Here is a 16,035-nt window from a genome sequence, read left to right on the forward strand (position 1 = left end):
AAGGAATTTTACCTTGTCATATGTAAAAAAAGCGTATCTTACCAGATACGCTTTTTCACTTGAAGTAACTGGCGGTGAAGTTACTTAATTCATCGATTAGAATAATTAAGTTTATTTACACTCGCCATAACTAATCTGTGTTTAAACAGTGATTAGTTTACTGCGTCTTTCAGCGCTTTACCGGCTTTGAAAGAAGGAATGTTTGCCGCAGCGATTTGGATAGTTTCACCAGTTTGTGGGTTACGGCCTGAACGTGCAGCACGCTCACGTACTGAGAAAGTACCAAAACCTACAAGTGCAACTGAATCGCCATCTTTAAGCGCGCCAGATACAGACTCGATGAATGAATCTAGTGCACGACCTGCAGCCGCTTTAGAAATGTCAGCGTCAGCTGCGATTTGATCGATTAATTGAGATTTATTCACAATATCATCCTCTTTCATTGTTATTATCAAGAGCGATTGTTTTTTAAACTAACATCACTTTTTTGAAAATTTTAGAGCAAACTTTTAATGCTCACATGATTATATTTTTCTTAAGCCTAGGCCCCATAAGGGCTAGGCTCGAAAACCAGTGCTTAACTTATCATACCGATTAGATTTGAAAAGCCCTAAAAAGCACTTTTTTTAGGTTTTTTATTGGTTTTTCGGCGTTTCGACCGAAAAACTCTCAACTGGGTGCACTAAAGCTAACTTTAATACTTCATCAATCCAGGTAACTGGGTGAACATCTAAGCCTGCCAGTACGTTATCTGGGATCTCTTTTAGGTCACGTTCGTTAATTTTTGGAATGATGACAGTTTTAATTCCACCACGGTGCGCAGCCAGTAACTTTTCTTTAAGGCCACCAATTGGCAATACTTCACCACGTAGAGTAATTTCACCTGTCATGGCTACATCTGCTTTTACAGGGTTACCTGTTAAGCTAGACACTAAACCCGTTACCATAGCAGCGCCAGCACTTGGGCCGTCTTTAGGGGTTGCGCCCTCTGGTACGTGCACATGTATATCGCGTTTTTCGTAAAAGTCGCTATTAATACGGAATGTATCAGCACGGTTACGTACTACAGTCATGGCCGCTTGAATCGACTCTTGCATTACATCACCCAATGAACCTGTGTAGCTTAATTTGCCTTTACCAGGCACAGCCGCACATTCAATGGTAAGTAAATCGCCGCCTACTTCGGTCCATGCTAAACCTGTAACTTGGCCAATACGGTCGCCGTCTTCAGCTTTACCATAATCAAAACGTTGTACACCTAAAAACTCTTCTAGGTTATCTTGGTTGATAGTGACTGTTTTAGTCTCTTTGTCTAATAAGATATTTTTAACCGCTTTACGGCACAGTTTTGATACTTCACGCTCTAGGTTACGAACGCCCGCTTCACGCGTGTAGTAGCGAATAATGCCGATAATGGCACTGTCTTCGATAACCACTTCAGACTCTTTTAAACCATTGCGTTTAACTTGCTTGGTGATTAGGTGCTCTTTAGCAATGTTTAGCTTTTCATCTTCGGTGTAACCCGACAAGCGAATAACTTCCATACGGTCTAACAATGGACCCGGAATATTAAAGCTATTAGATGTAGCAACAAACATAACGTCAGATAGGTCGTAATCAACTTCTAAGTAGTGATCAGCAAAGTGACTGTTTTGTTCAGGATCAAGCACCTCTAATAATGCTGATGCTGGGTCGCCACGCATGTCTGATGACATTTTATCGATTTCATCTAACAAGAATAATGGGTTTTTAACGCCCACTTTAGTCATGTTTTGAATCAATTTACCTGGCATTGAGCCAATGTAAGTACGACGATGACCACGAATTTCAGCTTCGTCACGTACGCCACCTAAGGCCATACGTACATACTTACGACCAGTAGAGCGTGCAATTGATTGCCCTAGCGATGTTTTACCAACACCTGGCGGCCCTACTAAACATAAAATTGGCCCTTTAAGCTTATTAGTACGCTGTTGTACTGCGAGGTACTCAATAATGCGTTCTTTAACTTTATCTAGGCCATGGTGGTCGCTATCAAGAATTTTTTGCGCGCCAGCTAAGTCTTTTTTCACTTTTGAGCGCTTTTTCCATGGTACGTTAATTAACGTATCAATGTATGAACGCACAACTGTTGCTTCTGCTGACATTGGCGACATCATTTTAAGCTTATTAAGCTCTGTGGTAGCTTTTTCTTTCGCCTCTTCTGGCATACCTGATTCTTCAATGCGCTTTTTAAGTGCTTCAAATTCGTCAGGTACGTCATCAAGCTCGCCAAGCTCTTTTTGAATCGCCTTCATTTGCTCGTTGAGGTAATACTCGCGTTGAGATTTTTCCATCTGCTTTTTAACGCGAGTACGAATTTTTTTCTCAACTTGCAGTAAGTCTATTTCACCTTCCATAAGCGCCATTAAGTATTCTAAGCGTTCTGTTACGCTTGCAATCTCTAGCACTTTTTGTTTTTCAGGCACTTTAAGCGGCATATGTGCAGCCATAGTGTCGGCTAGGCGCGCCGGCTCATCAATACCAGAAACAGAGGTTAATACCTCTGGTGGAATTTTTTTGTTTAGTTTTACATAGCCTTCAAACTGGCTAACAGCGCTGCGGATGAAAATATCTTGCTCTTGCTCATCCACAGAGTCAGATTCGATAAACTGAGCATTAGCTACAAAAAATTCATCGTTATCTACAAACTCTTCAATTTGAGCGCGCTGCGTACCTTCAACTAAAACTTTAACTGTACCATCTGGTAATTTTAATAACTGAAGTACAGTAGCTATAGTCCCTATACGGTAAATATCGTCTTGCTCTGGTTCGTCTACAGTTGCATCTTTTTGTGCAACCAAGAAAATTTGTTTGTCTTTATCCATTGCCGCTTCGAGGCATTTTATTGATTTTTCACGGCCTACAAAAAGCGGGATCACCATGTGCGGGTATACCACAACATCGCGCAGTGCTAGCACTGGGATTTCGACTCGATCGGTTCTCTCAAGCGTCATTATAGTTTCTCTTCGCACTTCATTTATTTAAAAGATTACTCAAGTATATGGGGATAACCTAATTAAAGTTCAACAATTTTCCCTGACTCGATTAAATTAATTATAAAAAAAGGAGCCTTAGGCTCCTTTTTTATGCAAATAGCTTAAAAACTACTCTGATGCAGCTTTGTCTTGATTGTTGTTTTCATAAATCAAGATTGGGTCAGACTCACCTTTTATAACGGTTTCATCAATAACCACTTTGCTCACATCATCCATTGAAGGAAGCTCATACATGGTATCAAGTAATACGCCTTCAACAATTGAACGTAGACCACGGGCACCTGTTTTACGCTCCATTGCTTTGTGAGCAATAGCACTTAATGCGTCATCACGGAACTCAAGTTCAACGTCTTCCATGCCAAACAGTACAGAGAACTGTTTAGTAATGGCGTTTTTAGGTTCACTTAAAATTTGCACTAGTGCCGCTTCATCAAGCTCAGTTAATGTAGCAACAACAGGTAAACGACCAATAAACTCAGGAATTAAGCCGTATTTAACTAAATCCTCTGGCTCTACGTCTTTAAATGTATCACTTAAAGAACGGCTCGCCGCAGACTCTTTAACGTTAACGCCAAAACCAATGCCGGTATTTTTATGGCTACGTTGCTCAATAACTTTATCTAGGCCTGCAAATGCACCACCACAGATAAATAAAATCTTAGAGGTGTCTACTTGTAAAAACTCTTGCTGCGGGTGCTTACGACCACCTTGTGGTGGTACCGATGCAACCGTGCCTTCAATCAGTTTAAGTAGCGCTTGTTGTACGCCCTCACCCGACACATCGCGTGTAATAGACGGGTTATCTGATTTGCGAGAGATTTTGTCAATTTCATCAATGTAAACAATACCGCGTTGGGCTTTTTCTACATCGTAATCGCATTTTTGCAACAGCTTTTGAATGATGTTTTCTACATCTTCACCTACATAACCTGCTTCGGTTAATGTAGTTGCATCTGCCATTGTAAATGGTACATCAAGTAAACGAGCAAGTGTTTCTGCAAGTAATGTTTTACCACTACCCGTTGGGCCAATAAGTAAGATATTACTTTTGCCTAGTTCTACTTCTTGCTTAGTTGATTGGTTGCGTAGGCGCTTGTAGTGATTGTATACCGCTACAGACAATACTTTTTTAGCATGGTCTTGACCAATTACGTAGTCGTCTAAGTGATTACGAATTTCTTTTGGCACAGGTAGTTTATCAGACGAATTATGCTTAGGAGCAATGTCTTTAATTTCTTCCCTGATAATATCGTTACACAGCTCTACACATTCATCACAAATGTATACTGAAGGACCTGCAATTAATTTACGCACTTCGTGTTGGCTTTTGCCACAAAAAGAGCAGTATAACAATTTATTACTTTTGTCGCCGTCTGTAGGAGTGTCAGACATTCAGCTACCTCTTTTATACGTTGGCTGCCAAATTAAGTTGGCAACTATTTCAAATTCGCTTTTAACTATACCAAAATTTACTGGTTTTCGCATAGTAACTCAAAGTGGCAAGCAATTATTTGCTTGCCTACACGCTTACTTGCTTTCGCGATTTGTAAACACTGAGTCAACCAGGCCGTAATCTACAGCTTGTGATGCACTCATAAAGTTATCACGGTCAGTATCGCGTGAAATAACGTCTAATGGTTGGCCTGTATGCTCAGCCATTAAGCGGTTAAGTTTGTCTTTAATAGACAGGATTTCTTTTGCGTGTATTTCAAAATCAGATGCTTGACCTTGGAAACCACCTAATGGTTGGTGGATCATTACACGTGAATTAGGTAAACAAAAACGCTTACCTTTAGCGCCAGCAGTAAGCAAAAATGCGCCCATGCTTGCCGCTTGGCCAACACAAATAGTACTTACATCTGGCTTGATGAAGTTCATTGTATCGTAAATTGCCATACCAGCGGTTACCGAACCACCTGGTGAATTAATATATAAAAAGATATCTTTTTCAGGGTTCTCTGATTCTAAAAATAGCATTTGCGCTAAAATTAGATTTGCCATGTTGTCTTCAACTTGGCCCGTTAAAAAGATAATTCGCTCTTTTAATAGACGCGAATAAATATCATACGAGCGCTCACCTTTAGCTGTTTGTTCAACAACCATAGGGACTAATGCATTTAGGGGATCTGTCATACCAGTGTTCATACTTTTTTAATTCCTTATGCGCATATACTTTTCCTTTATAAAGGAAGCATAGTTATCATTTTTCGCAAATTATGGGGCACAAACTAAAATGGCCCGGGCACACTGCATAAACAGAGTAACACGAGCCATTTAATCGTTAGCGAGCGCTTAAGTCAATGACTTATTAAGCACCTTGCTGAGGATTCATGATGTCATCAAATGCTTTTTCAACGTCAGACACATTTGCTTTAGCTAAAATAGCTTCAACAGCTTGCTCTTCCATTGCAACATTACGCATTTGCTGCATAAGTTGATCATTTGCTTTGTAGTATTCTACTACTTCTGTTGGATCTTCGTATGCAGATGCAACAGTTGCAATTAATGCTTCAACTTTTTCATCATCAACTTTGATATCGTTTGCTTTGATCACTTCACCTAGTAATAGGCCAGTTTTAACACGTGTTACAGCTTGTTCGTGGAACAATTCAGCTGGAAGCTCAGGCATGTTTTGCGCGTCGCCGCCAAAACGTTGAGCTGCTTGCTGACGTAATGCGTCAACTTCTTGATCAACAAGTGCTTTAGGCACTTCGATTTCGTTGTTGTCTAAAAGACCTTTAATTGCTTGGTCTTTCACGTTAGCTTTAACCGCTTGGTCTAGCTCACGTGTCATGTTCTTTTTAACTTCTTCTTTAAGCGCGTCTACGCCGCCTTCGGTAACACCGAATTTAGTTGCAAACTCTTCGCTTAATTCAGGTAACTCTTGTGCTTCTACTTTTTTCACTGTGATAGTGAATTGAGCCGCTTTACCTTTTAAGTTTTCAGCGTGGTAATCTTCAGGGAATGTTACATCAGCAACGACTTCTTCGCCTGCTTTTTTACCAACGATGTTATCTTCAAAACCTGGGATCATACGACCTTGACCAAGTTCTAGTGGGAAGTCTTCAGCTTTACCGCCTTCAAACTCTTCACCGTCGATAGTACCAACGAAATCAACTGTTACACGGTCGCTTTCGCCAGCTGCTGCGTCAACATCTGCCCAAGAAGCGTGTTGCTTACGAAGTGTTTCTAGCATGTTTGCTAAATCTTCGTCAGTTACTGTTACCGCTGGTTTTTCAACAGCAATTTTGTCTAAACCTTGAACTTCAACTTCAGGGTAAACTTCAAACGTTGCTGTAAACTCTAAATCTTTACCTGCTTCAAGTGATTTAGGTGCAAATGATGGTGCGCCAGCAGGGTTAATTTTTTCAGAAACGATTGCTTCAATGTAGTTACGCTGCATTACTTCGCCAGCTACTTCTTGACGAACTGCAGGTCCAAAACGCTTGTTAATTACTGAAACTGGTACTTTACCAGCACGGAAACCATCGATACGCTGCGTTTTTGACAGTTGTTGTAAGCGTTTTTTTACTTCGGTCTCAACGTTCTCTGCAGGAACGGTGATGGTCAGACGGCGCTCAAGGCCTTGAGTCGTCTCAACAGAAACTTGCATGATTTACCTCAATATTCAATTTTGGCGACTGTTCGCCTTCCTTACAAACAAAGTAATCTTCATGAGTCTTGATAAATTTAAAAGCGATTTTTCACTTAAAAGCATCCGTCACTACCATGAGATCCCATTGCTGCTCTGCCCTTCGGGCACTATGTTAAACAATAGACGCGGCATTATAACCTAATAATCATGATAGTCGAGTGTAGGGGGCAATTATTTGGACTAGTTTGGCTCTGATAGCGACCAAGTGCGTAAAAAACAGTCTAAATTTGATTATATAACAAAATTTTGTATGAGGATTTAAAAGTTGATGTTGAGTGATTACTCTTTACTTTATTAATGATTAGTTCAAAACATTGAGCTTATTAAGAAAGTGGTCGGCGATGCAGGATTTGAACCTGCGACCCCTTGGACCCAAACCAAGTGCGCTACCAAACTGCGCTAATCGCCGATATAGTGTTGAATACTTAAATGGTGAATTTAAGACCACTTATGAGAAAGTGGTCGGCGATGCAGGATTTGAACCTGCGACCCCTTGGACCCAAACCAAGTGCGCTACCAAACTGCGCTAATCGCCGATACTCGAAGTAAATTGGGGTGACTGATGGGGCTCGAACCCACGACAACCGGAATCACAATCCGGGGCTCTACCAACTGAGCTACAATCACCACGGTATTTACTTTGTTTTCAAATGGCGCACCCGGAAGGATTCGAACCTTCGACCAACGCCTTAGAAGGGCGTTGCTCTATCCAGCTGAGCTACGGGCGCATCGAAAACTTCATAGTTTGCCTGTAAGCTACTTTATTAAATAAATAATAAAAGTGGTCGGCGATGCAGGATTTGAACCTGCGACCCCTTGGACCCAAACCAAGTGCGCTACCAAACTGCGCTAATCGCCGATGCTTACGATTGTCTGCGAGTGACCTCGTTGACAACGGGGTGCATAATAGTGATTTGACTGGGAGAGGTCAAACGTTTTTTGCATAAAATAAATCAATCGGTCATTTTTAGTTCATAATGGTTAAATATTGCAAAACTAAGCTGAAATTTAGACGCTTTTTTTCAAAACTCTACTTTATAACTTAAAAGCAACTTGGCGCTTTAGGGCTTTTCTGCGAAAATAGCACTCATATTAAAAAAGCATTAATAAAATTAAATTTTTGCATACACCCCTTCTATATATGCAAATGCTTTTGAAGTATAAGTATCGAAGTTTATTTAACCCCAATTAAAGGTCCCCCATGACGGCAAACATCATTGATGGTAAGGCAATCGCAAAACAAGTACGTAGTGCAGTCGCAGAGCGAGTAAGCGAACGTGTTGCAAACGGTTTACGTGCACCTGGTTTAGCAGTAGTACTAGTAGGGCTTGATCCTGCTAGCCAAGTTTATGTTGGCTCAAAACGCAAAGCATGTGAAGAAGTAGGATTTGTTTCTAAATCATTTGATATGCCAGCTACAACCAGCGAAGAAGAGTTACTCGCATTAATTGATACGCTTAATGAGGACGGTGAAGTAGATGGTATTTTAGTTCAGTTACCCCTTCCTGAAGGCCTAGACGTAGAAAAGATTTTAGAGCGTATTACTCCTCATAAAGATGTTGATGGTTTCCACCCTTATAATATTGGCCGTTTAGCGCAGCGCATGCCAGCACTTCGCCCGTGTACGCCTAAGGGTATTATTACACTTTTAGACTCAACAGGTGTGCGTTACAAAGGTATGCATGCGGTAGTGGTTGGCGCATCGAATATTGTGGGCCGACCAATGTCGCTTGAATTATTACTTGCCGGTTGTACAACAACGGTATGTCATAAATTTACACAAGACTTAGAAACGCATGTTCGCCGCGCTGATTTACTTGTTGTTGCTGTAGGCAAGCCAGAATTTATTCCGGGCGATTGGGTTAAAGAAGGCGCGATTGTAATTGATGTAGGTATTAACCGTTTAGATACCGGCAAATTAGTAGGCGATGTTCAGTACAGCATTGCTGAGCAAAAAGCTGACTTTATAACACCGGTACCTGGGGGTGTTGGCCCAATGACAGTGGCAAGTTTAATTGAAAACACCTTAGAAGCGTGTGAAAAATACCACAGTTAAACACTTAACTGATACCAATAAAAAGGGTTGCCATTTATGGCAACCCTTTTTAGTTTAAACGCTACTTTAAAGCATTTACGCTTTACGCCACGTTGTTTTACCTGCTGAGTCTTCAAGCACTACACCGAGTGCATTAAGTGCATCGCGTGCTTCATCGGCGGCTGCCCAGTCTTTGCTTGTGCGAGCTTCGTTACGCTTAACAATTAATGCTTCAATTGTTGCCACTTCATCGTCATCTTGCCCGCCTTGTAAAAATGCCTCTGGTGCTTGCTGCGCTACACCTAACACTTCACCTATGCTGCGTAATACAAATGCAAGTTGCCCTGCTTGTTGAGCATCGTTGTCTTTGACACGGTTTAGCTCTTTAGCCAGTTCAAATAAAACCGGTAACGCTTCTGGCGTATTGAAGTCATCGTTCATTGCTTTTCTAAATTTGGCAACATACTCGTTGCTTTCAAGGTCACATTCAATTGGCGCTACACCACGAAGTGCTGTGTAAATACGCTCGAGTGAAGAACGTGCCTGATCTAAATTCTCTTGCGAGTAATTTAGTTGGCTGCGGTAATGACCCGAAATTAAAAAGTAACGAACAGATTCAGCATCGTAAGTTTTTAATACTTCACGTACCGTAAAAAAGTTATCTAAAGATTTAGACATTTTTTCTTTGTTTACTTGTACCATACCTGTGTGTATCCAGGTATTTACATATTTACCATTATTGGCACAGCATGATTGCGCTATCTCGTTTTCGTGATGTGGAAACTGTAAGTCAGAACCCCCACCGTGAATATCAAAATGCTCACCTAAATGTTTTGAGCTCATTGCTGAACACTCAATATGCCAACCTGGGCGGCCTTCTCCCCATGGCGATGACCACGAAGGTTCGCCTGCTTTGGCTTTTTTCCATAAAACAAAATCAAGTGGATCGTCTTTATCTTGCGCTACTTCTACACGAGAGCCTGCCTGAAGCATGCTTAAATCTTGCTGCGATAACGCACCGTATTGATCAAAAGTCGATACATCAAATAAAACATCGCCATCATTAGCTACATAGGCATGACCCTTTGCAATTAAGCGCTCAACCATTTCGATGATTTCATCCATATGGTTAGTTACTGTTGGCTCTATATCTGGGCGTAACATGTTTAAGTTATCAAAGTCTTCGTGCATTGCTTTGGTCATACGAACAGTTAAGTCGTTAATAGACTCGCCATTTTCATTTGCACGCTTGATAATTTTATCATCTACATCGGTAATATTACGTACATATTTTAAGTCGTAACCAAGGTGGCGAAGGTAACGAACTATTACATCAAACCCAACAAAAGTACGCGCATGCCCGATATGACAAAAATCATAAATGGTGATACCACACACGTACATGTCGATTTTGCCTTCGACCATAGGTTTAAATTGCTCTTTTTGTCGCGTGAGTGTGTTGTATATTTGTACCATTTATTTTAAGTCCTTGACTGTTTGCTTGGTTAGCCATGTTAACACTTGAAAAGCCCCTGCTCTAGCGCTTTTTATACCCAAAGCACCTCAATATTTATGTTTTAGCTGGAATTAAAAACATTTTAGGTAAGGCACTGATTGCAAGTAATAGTGTGGTTTTATTAATAACATCTATAACGCAGTGAAAATCGTTTCCAAACCCCGCTATTAGGCGTTTAGTAGGTATTTACTTTTACCAATGCTATTTATTTAAAGGGAGTGCTATTAGTGCAAAATAACACCTTAATATTAAGCCCTGATAGAGCGCTGAATCCGATATACTGTAAGGGGTTGGCTATATTGTATAAGCACTTTGTTTATCTTAGCTAACTAAGATAAAATAGCGCGACTAATTAAACCAGATATAGGAAACCACATGGTTGTTCTACACACAAATTTTGGTGACATCACCATTAAAATGTTTGAGCAAGAAGCTCCAAACACAGTTAAAAACTTTTTAGAGTACGCAAACTCAGGTTTTTACAGCGGCACTATTTTTCACCGCGTAATTGACGGTTTTATGGTGCAAGGCGGTGGGTTTGTACCTGGTATGGATCAAAAAGACGTAAACGATCCAATTCAAAACGAAGCAAACAACGGCCTATCTAATAAAGTAGGTACATTAGCTATGGCACGTACACCTGATCCACATTCAGCGACGGCACAGTTTTTTATTAACGTTAACGACAACGACTTTTTAAACCACAGCAGCGAAACTTCGCAAGGTTGGGGTTACTGTGTGTTTGCCGAAGTAGTTGAAGGCATGGACGTAGTAAACAAAATCAAAGGTGTAGCAACAGGCAGCGCTGGTTTTCACCAAGACGTACCGCTTGAAAATGTAATCATCGAAAGTGTAACTGTTAGCTAATAACTTTTGCATTTAAAATGAATAATGAGGCGGGCAAATATACACAGTGTATTCGCCCGTTTTTATTTAACTAAAATAGATGACCCTATGACTCGCCAAACTTACTTTATTGCCGATTTACACCTAAGCGAAAACCGCCCCGACATTAGTGCTGCATTTTACCGTTTTTTAGATACGCATATTATTGGTAAGCAAGTAGACGCGCTTTATATTTTAGGTGATTTTTTTGAAGTATGGGTTGGAGATGATTACGTTAGTGAGCTTGCTAGCAAAGTAGCTAAATACTTAAATAAAGTGAAAGATGGTGGAACACCTGTGTATTTTATTCATGGGAACCGCGATTTTATAATGCGAGACCAATACGCAAACCTTGCAGGAATGACGCTTTTAAATGAGCAAGCAGTCATTGACTTATACGGCACACCAACGGTTATTTTGCACGGTGATGAAATGTGTACGCAAGATGTTGAGTACCAAAAATTTCGTAAAAAAAGTCGTGGTTGGTGGTGGCCAAAATTAATGTTAGCGATGCCATTATGGTACAGAAAAAAAATAGCCCGCAATGCACGTGAAAAAAGTAAATTAAGCCAAGCCGATAAGCCAATCGAAATTTTAGATGTTGTGGATGATGCGGTACTTGAAATGTTTAAAAGATATAACGTAAGTAATATGATTCACGGCCATACACATCGCCCAAATGTTCATACTTACACCGTAGATGAGCAAACACTCACACGCACTGTACTTGGCGACTGGTACACACAAGGCTCTTACCTAGTAGTAACCCCAAACACTCAAAAACTAATTAATACTCCCTTCGCATAATCTCAAATCCTTACTATTATTTAAGTACTTTTTGGTAATAGGATAAGGATATATGATTAAAGCTATTTATTGTTTGTTGCTTTGCTGCATTATTTCCAAAGTAAATGCCGCTGAAGATTGGCAACTCGTAGCTGAAAACTCCCCTCCTTATATTGGTGAGCGTTTAGTTGATAACGGGTGGGTAACCGCTCTAACTAAAGCCGCCTTAGCTAATCAAAATATTAATAACGATATAGAATTTACTAGCTGGAATAGAGCGCTGGAACTTACCAAAATAAATAAAAAAAGTGCAATTTTAGGGGCCTTTTACACCGACGACCGTACTGAACTTTTTTATTACTCTCGGCCACTGGCCAATGTGTACGTTGGACTATTTAAACTCAAAAACAGAGATATTAATTTCGATGGCAGCATGGACTCTTTACAACCATATAGTATTTGTAAAGGTAAAGGCTACGCTGTGAGTGAGGTTTTTTCAGAAAGTAACGGACTTGCCATTACCTCCACTCGAGGGCTTATTAATAGTTTATACATGCTACAAAAAGGCCGTATAGATTTAGTCGCGGGCACCAAAGAAGTCGGTGAATATTGGTTAAAAAATACTGACAAATTAAATGAGCCCGGCGCTGCGCAAATTGAGTATATTTCGCCTGATTTAGAACACCATCAACTGCATTTAATGTTTCCAAAATCAGATCCCAACGCTAAGCAAAATAGAGACACGCTAGAGCAAGGGTTTAATAATATAGTGTACAACGGCACTGCAAAAAAGATATTGGTAAAGCATGGGTTTTCAACAAGTAAAGCTGCTGAGCTAATAACCTTTTTAGAGCAAAGCAGCACACGCAATTAAAAACATTGCGTGCTTTAACTAGCTAATTACTTAAGCAGGCTTACCACTGTGAAACTTAAAGTCTTCATCGGTAGTAATGATCAAATCAGCCTCAATTTTACCAAAAAAGTCGACTCGCTCAGAAATATCAAAATCAGCAATTTCTTGGGCGAGTGTTAAATAATCTTGGTAGTGGCGTGCCTCTGAGCGAAGTAATGAAATATAAAAATCGCCTAAGCGTTTATCTACATGCGGCGCAAGCTTTGCAAAACGCTCACACGAGCGAGCTTCAATGTAGGCACCTACAATTAATTTATCCACTAATGCATTAGGCTCAAAGGTTTTAACGTTACGAAGCATACCTTTAGCGTAACGACATGGCGTAATGCTTCTGTACTCAACCCCATACTCATCCATTATTTCGAGCACTTGATAAAAATGATGTAGCTCTTCTTTTATTAGCATCACCATTTTATCAATTAAATCTTGTCCGTAAGGCGAGTTCGATTTAGGGATAATTGATTTAGTTAATTTATTTTTAGCTGCTAAATCACGCCAATTGCCTTCGCGCTTATAAATAAGTGTTTCAAAAGGTTTAAGCCATTCAAGCAGCGCGTCGCTACTTTCTTTATCAACAGCGTACTTACGTATTAAAAACATTGCACTTTGCGCAGCTTTTAGCTCACAAATTAAATGATCGATTAATATAATCGACAGGTTTTCTTTTTTTATTGCTTCATTAACCCATTCGTTTGGGGTTTCGCATAATAAAAAATTATTAATAGGCGCTAAAAGTTCGCTATGTGGCACGTTATTGCTCGTTACTTCAAAAATAAAAACGTATTTTAACACGAAAAATAACTAAGAATAAAACCAGCTCAAACAACCACTTCAAAATGTTAATACCGAGTTAACTTGACTTTATTTATGAACTACACCATAAATATAGATACTGTATAAAAAACAAACTAACCATAACTAAATTAAAACCAACAGTAATACGTTCCTTTTATGGAGTACCGCTATGATACTGAACCACCTTTGGGGCTTATATGCTCACCCACTTGAAGAATGGCAAACGATAGATAACCGCCACGAAAGCTTAACTTATAGTTTGTCGCATATTTTACTCATTGCTTTATTTCCATCGATAATGGGCTATTATTCATCGGTGTATTTAGGGTGGAGTATAGGTGCTGGTAACCCCGTATTTTTAACGCATGAAAGCGCATTGCTTATAGCGGTTGCTATGTATGGTGCTTTAATTGCGGGTGTATTTGCTCTAGCCTATTTAGCTCATTGGATGGCCGTTACCTTTGGTGCTCAACCTACCTTTACACAAACATTAGAGCTTGCTGCCTACACCGCAACACCGGTATTTATGTCGGCTCTAGGTGCGTTTTTACCAGAGCTTTGGTTTGTTGTATGCGTAGGTATGATTGCCTTGGCCTATTCGGTGTACTTACTTTATACAGGAGTGCCAATTCTTATGCATATTCCACAAGAGCGTGGCTTTATTTATGCAAGTTCAGTGGTAACTTGCGGACTAATTTTACTTGTTATTATTTTAGCTGTAACAGCAATACTATGGACTAACGGCATTGTAAGTCCTATGTTTACCTAATCAACCACGTTGTTTGATATGAAGTGTTCCCTTTCTTTCCTTCGCAAAAAAGGAGCTAATTAGCTCCTTTTTTTATGTCTGATTTTTTAATTTAAAAATTAATCAGCTTCGTTTTCATCTTGATTATGTATCTCAAGACCTGACGACATTGCATTTTCGCGATTACTTTTAGCCGAGTCATTACGTAATTGGTCAATATGATTTAAGTAATCTTGATCAATATCGCCGGTAATGTATTGTCCATCAAACACTGAGGTTTCAAACTTAGTGATTTCTGGATTTTCTTGGCTTACAGCTGCAATTAAGTCGTTTAATGATTGGAATATTAAACCATCGGCACTAATGCTTTGGTTAATGTCTTCAACCTCACGACCATGTGCAATTAGCTCTGCGGCAGATGGCATATCAATACCATACACATTTGGGAAACGAATCTCAGGGGCTGCAGATGCAAAGTAAACATTTTTTGCACCAGCTTCGCGAGCCATTTCTACAATTTGTGCCGATGTAGTACCACGTACAATAGAGTCATCAACCAATAAAACGTTTTTACCTTTAAACTCACGGTCAATTGCGTTTAGCTTTTGACGCACCGATTTTTTACGCATTTCTTGGCCAGGCATGATAAATGTACGACCAATATAACGGTTTTTAACAAAACCTTGGCGGTACGGTAAATCAAGCATACGGGCAATTTCTAGTGCAACATCGCATGACGTTTCTGGGATAGGAATAACCACATCAATGTCTTTATCGCTCCACTCGCGAGCAATTTTTTCACCTAGTTTAGTCCCCATATTTACGCGCGTTGCATATACCGACATACGGTCAATGGTTGAGTCTGGGCGAGCAAAGTAAACAAACTCAAAAATACACGGTGCGTACGAGGCTTTTTCGGCGCAGCTTTGTGAATGAAATTGACCATCTTCAGTCACATAAATTGCTTCGCCTGGTGCTACATCGCGGATAAATTCAAAACCATCTGGCTTTAATGCAACACTTTCTGAGGCAAACATGTACTCAGTGCCTTTAGGCGTTTCGCGCTTACCAAATACTAACGGGCGAATACCATTAGGGTCACGAAATGCTAAAACACCGTGGCCAATAATCATCGCAATAGCAGCGTAGCCACCTGTTACTTTATTGTTTACTTCAGTTACCGCGGTGAAGATATCTTCAGCGTCTAAATGTAACTTATCAGATTTGCTTAACTCATGTGCCATGATATTAAGTAGTATTTCTGAGTCTGACGTTGTATTAACGTGGCGACGGGCTTCTGAGAACAGTTGCTGCTTTAGCGTTTCAGCATTAGTTAAATTACCATTGTGCGCAAGCGCTATACCAAAAGGTGAGTTAACATAAAACGGCTGCGCTTCAGATGAGCTTGAAGAGCCTGCGGTAGGGTAACGTACGTGACCAATACCAATTGTGCCCTGTAGTCGTTTCATATGGCGGGTGTGAAACACATCCTTTACTAGGCCATTTGCTTTGCGTAAGCTAAACGTATTGTTTTCAATGGTAATAATGCCCGCGGCATCTTGACCTCGGTGCTGCAAAACAGTTAAGCCATCATAAATCGCCTGATTAACAGGAGATGTTCCGACTATCCCAACGATACCACACATGTAATTTATCCTCGCCGA

Annotated in this window: 13 protein-coding genes and 5 tRNA genes; 5 read left to right on the forward strand and 13 right to left on the reverse strand. The window is 40.2% G+C overall.

What is annotated here, in order from left to right; translation table 11 throughout:
• Positions 1-152 precede the first annotated feature (152 nt).
• From PESP_RS11835 to PESP_RS11880, 10 genes are all read right to left on the reverse strand, one after another.
• On the reverse strand, positions 153-452 hold the full coding sequence (locus PESP_RS11835; RefSeq protein ID WP_286247754.1) for an HU family DNA-binding protein: 300 nt from the start codon (positions 450-452) through the stop codon (positions 153-155).
• Positions 453-635: 183 nt separating this feature from the next.
• Complete coding sequence (gene lon / locus PESP_RS11840) at positions 636-2,996, reverse strand: endopeptidase La (RefSeq protein WP_089348193.1); 2,361 nt, start codon at positions 2,994-2,996, stop codon at positions 636-638.
• Between the two features lie 150 nt (positions 2,997-3,146).
• A complete protein-coding gene (clpX, locus tag PESP_RS11845) occupies positions 3,147-4,430 on the reverse strand; it encodes an ATP-dependent protease ATP-binding subunit ClpX (protein ID WP_089348194.1) in 1,284 nt (427 codons plus the stop codon).
• A gap of 135 nt (positions 4,431-4,565) precedes the next feature.
• Positions 4,566-5,183: an ATP-dependent Clp endopeptidase proteolytic subunit ClpP gene (gene clpP, locus PESP_RS11850; RefSeq protein WP_024033798.1), complete on the reverse strand. Its 618-nt coding sequence runs from the start codon at positions 5,181-5,183 to the stop codon at positions 4,566-4,568.
• Positions 5,184-5,346: 163 nt separating this feature from the next.
• Complete coding sequence (gene tig / locus PESP_RS11855) at positions 5,347-6,651, reverse strand: trigger factor (RefSeq protein WP_089348195.1); 1,305 nt, start codon at positions 6,649-6,651, stop codon at positions 5,347-5,349.
• Positions 6,652-7,025: 374 nt separating this feature from the next.
• Positions 7,026-7,102, reverse strand: a tRNA-Pro gene (locus PESP_RS11860).
• A 50-nt stretch (positions 7,103-7,152) separates the two neighbouring features.
• A tRNA-Pro gene (locus PESP_RS11865) sits at positions 7,153-7,229 on the reverse strand.
• A 15-nt stretch (positions 7,230-7,244) separates the two neighbouring features.
• Positions 7,245-7,320: transfer RNA gene (locus tag PESP_RS11870), tRNA-His, on the reverse strand.
• A gap of 24 nt (positions 7,321-7,344) precedes the next feature.
• Positions 7,345-7,421: transfer RNA gene (locus PESP_RS11875), tRNA-Arg, on the reverse strand.
• 54 nt (positions 7,422-7,475) lie between these two features.
• Positions 7,476-7,552, reverse strand: a tRNA-Pro gene (locus PESP_RS11880).
• Between the two features lie 342 nt (positions 7,553-7,894).
• On the opposite strand from PESP_RS11880, the gene folD reads away from it, so the two are divergent.
• Positions 7,895-8,749, forward strand: coding sequence for a bifunctional methylenetetrahydrofolate dehydrogenase/methenyltetrahydrofolate cyclohydrolase FolD (gene folD, locus PESP_RS11885; RefSeq protein WP_089348196.1), 855 nt, complete (start codon positions 7,895-7,897; stop codon positions 8,747-8,749).
• 75 nt (positions 8,750-8,824) lie between these two features.
• Here folD and cysS read toward each other — a convergent pair whose 3' ends face one another.
• Entirely contained in the window at positions 8,825-10,204 is a 1,380-nt protein-coding gene (gene cysS / locus PESP_RS11890) for a cysteine--tRNA ligase (protein ID WP_089348197.1), read from the reverse strand.
• 415 nt (positions 10,205-10,619) lie between these two features.
• On the opposite strand from cysS, the gene PESP_RS11895 reads away from it, so the two are divergent.
• From PESP_RS11895 to PESP_RS11905, 3 genes are all read left to right on the forward strand, one after another.
• Positions 10,620-11,111 carry a peptidylprolyl isomerase gene (locus tag PESP_RS11895; protein ID WP_089348198.1) on the forward strand — a complete coding sequence of 164 codons (492 nt, stop codon included), beginning with the start codon at positions 10,620-10,622 and terminating at the stop codon, positions 11,109-11,111.
• An 87-nt stretch (positions 11,112-11,198) separates the two neighbouring features.
• Positions 11,199-11,936: a UDP-2,3-diacylglucosamine diphosphatase gene (locus PESP_RS11900; protein ID WP_089349164.1), complete on the forward strand. Its 738-nt coding sequence runs from the start codon at positions 11,199-11,201 to the stop codon at positions 11,934-11,936.
• Between the two features lie 52 nt (positions 11,937-11,988).
• Positions 11,989-12,789, forward strand: a complete 801-nt coding sequence (locus PESP_RS11905; protein ID WP_089348199.1) for a substrate-binding periplasmic protein — start codon at positions 11,989-11,991, stop codon at positions 12,787-12,789.
• A gap of 30 nt (positions 12,790-12,819) precedes the next feature.
• On the opposite strand, the gene miaE is transcribed toward PESP_RS11905, so the two are convergent.
• Positions 12,820-13,578, reverse strand: a complete 759-nt coding sequence (gene miaE / locus PESP_RS11910; RefSeq protein WP_089349165.1) for a tRNA isopentenyl-2-thiomethyl-A-37 hydroxylase MiaE — start codon at positions 13,576-13,578, stop codon at positions 12,820-12,822.
• A 214-nt stretch (positions 13,579-13,792) separates the two neighbouring features.
• Here miaE and PESP_RS11915 point away from each other — a divergent pair, with 214 nt between their 5' ends.
• Positions 13,793-14,392, forward strand: coding sequence for a Yip1 family protein (locus PESP_RS11915; protein WP_089348200.1), 600 nt, complete (start codon positions 13,793-13,795; stop codon positions 14,390-14,392).
• Positions 14,393-14,490: 98 nt separating this feature from the next.
• Here PESP_RS11915 and purF read toward each other — a convergent pair whose 3' ends face one another.
• A complete protein-coding gene (gene purF, locus PESP_RS11920; protein WP_089348201.1) occupies positions 14,491-16,017 on the reverse strand; it encodes an amidophosphoribosyltransferase in 1,527 nt (508 codons plus the stop codon).
• Positions 16,018-16,035 lie beyond the last annotated feature (18 nt).

The organism is Pseudoalteromonas espejiana DSM 9414, from assembly GCF_002221525.1.
In the GTDB taxonomy this organism is placed as follows: domain Bacteria; phylum Pseudomonadota; class Gammaproteobacteria; order Enterobacterales; family Alteromonadaceae; genus Pseudoalteromonas; species Pseudoalteromonas espejiana.

What these genes read in the sequence shown, in the direction of transcription:
- PESP_RS11895 (WP_089348198.1), top strand. Translation starts at nt 10,620, where the DNA reads ATGGTTGTTCTACACACAAATTTTGGTGACATCACCATTAAAATGTTT.
- PESP_RS11915 (WP_089348200.1), top strand. Translation starts at nt 13,793, where the DNA reads ATGATACTGAACCACCTTTGGGGCTTATATGCTCACCCACTTGAAGAA.
- purF (WP_089348201.1), bottom strand. Translation starts at nt 16,017, where the DNA reads ATGTGTGGTATCGTTGGGATAGTCGGAACATCTCCTGTTAATCAGGCG.
- tig (WP_089348195.1), bottom strand. Translation starts at nt 6,651, where the DNA reads ATGCAAGTTTCTGTTGAGACGACTCAAGGCCTTGAGCGCCGTCTGACC.
- lon (WP_089348193.1), bottom strand. Translation starts at nt 2,996, where the DNA reads ATGACGCTTGAGAGAACCGATCGAGTCGAAATCCCAGTGCTAGCACTG.
- PESP_RS11900 (WP_089349164.1), top strand. Translation starts at nt 11,199, where the DNA reads ATGACTCGCCAAACTTACTTTATTGCCGATTTACACCTAAGCGAAAAC.
- PESP_RS11905 (WP_089348199.1), top strand. Translation starts at nt 11,989, where the DNA reads ATGATTAAAGCTATTTATTGTTTGTTGCTTTGCTGCATTATTTCCAAA.
- folD (WP_089348196.1), top strand. Translation starts at nt 7,895, where the DNA reads ATGACGGCAAACATCATTGATGGTAAGGCAATCGCAAAACAAGTACGT.
- cysS (WP_089348197.1), bottom strand. Translation starts at nt 10,204, where the DNA reads ATGGTACAAATATACAACACACTCACGCGACAAAAAGAGCAATTTAAA.
- clpX (WP_089348194.1), bottom strand. Translation starts at nt 4,430, where the DNA reads ATGTCTGACACTCCTACAGACGGCGACAAAAGTAATAAATTGTTATAC.
- clpP (WP_024033798.1), bottom strand. Translation starts at nt 5,183, where the DNA reads ATGAACACTGGTATGACAGATCCCCTAAATGCATTAGTCCCTATGGTT.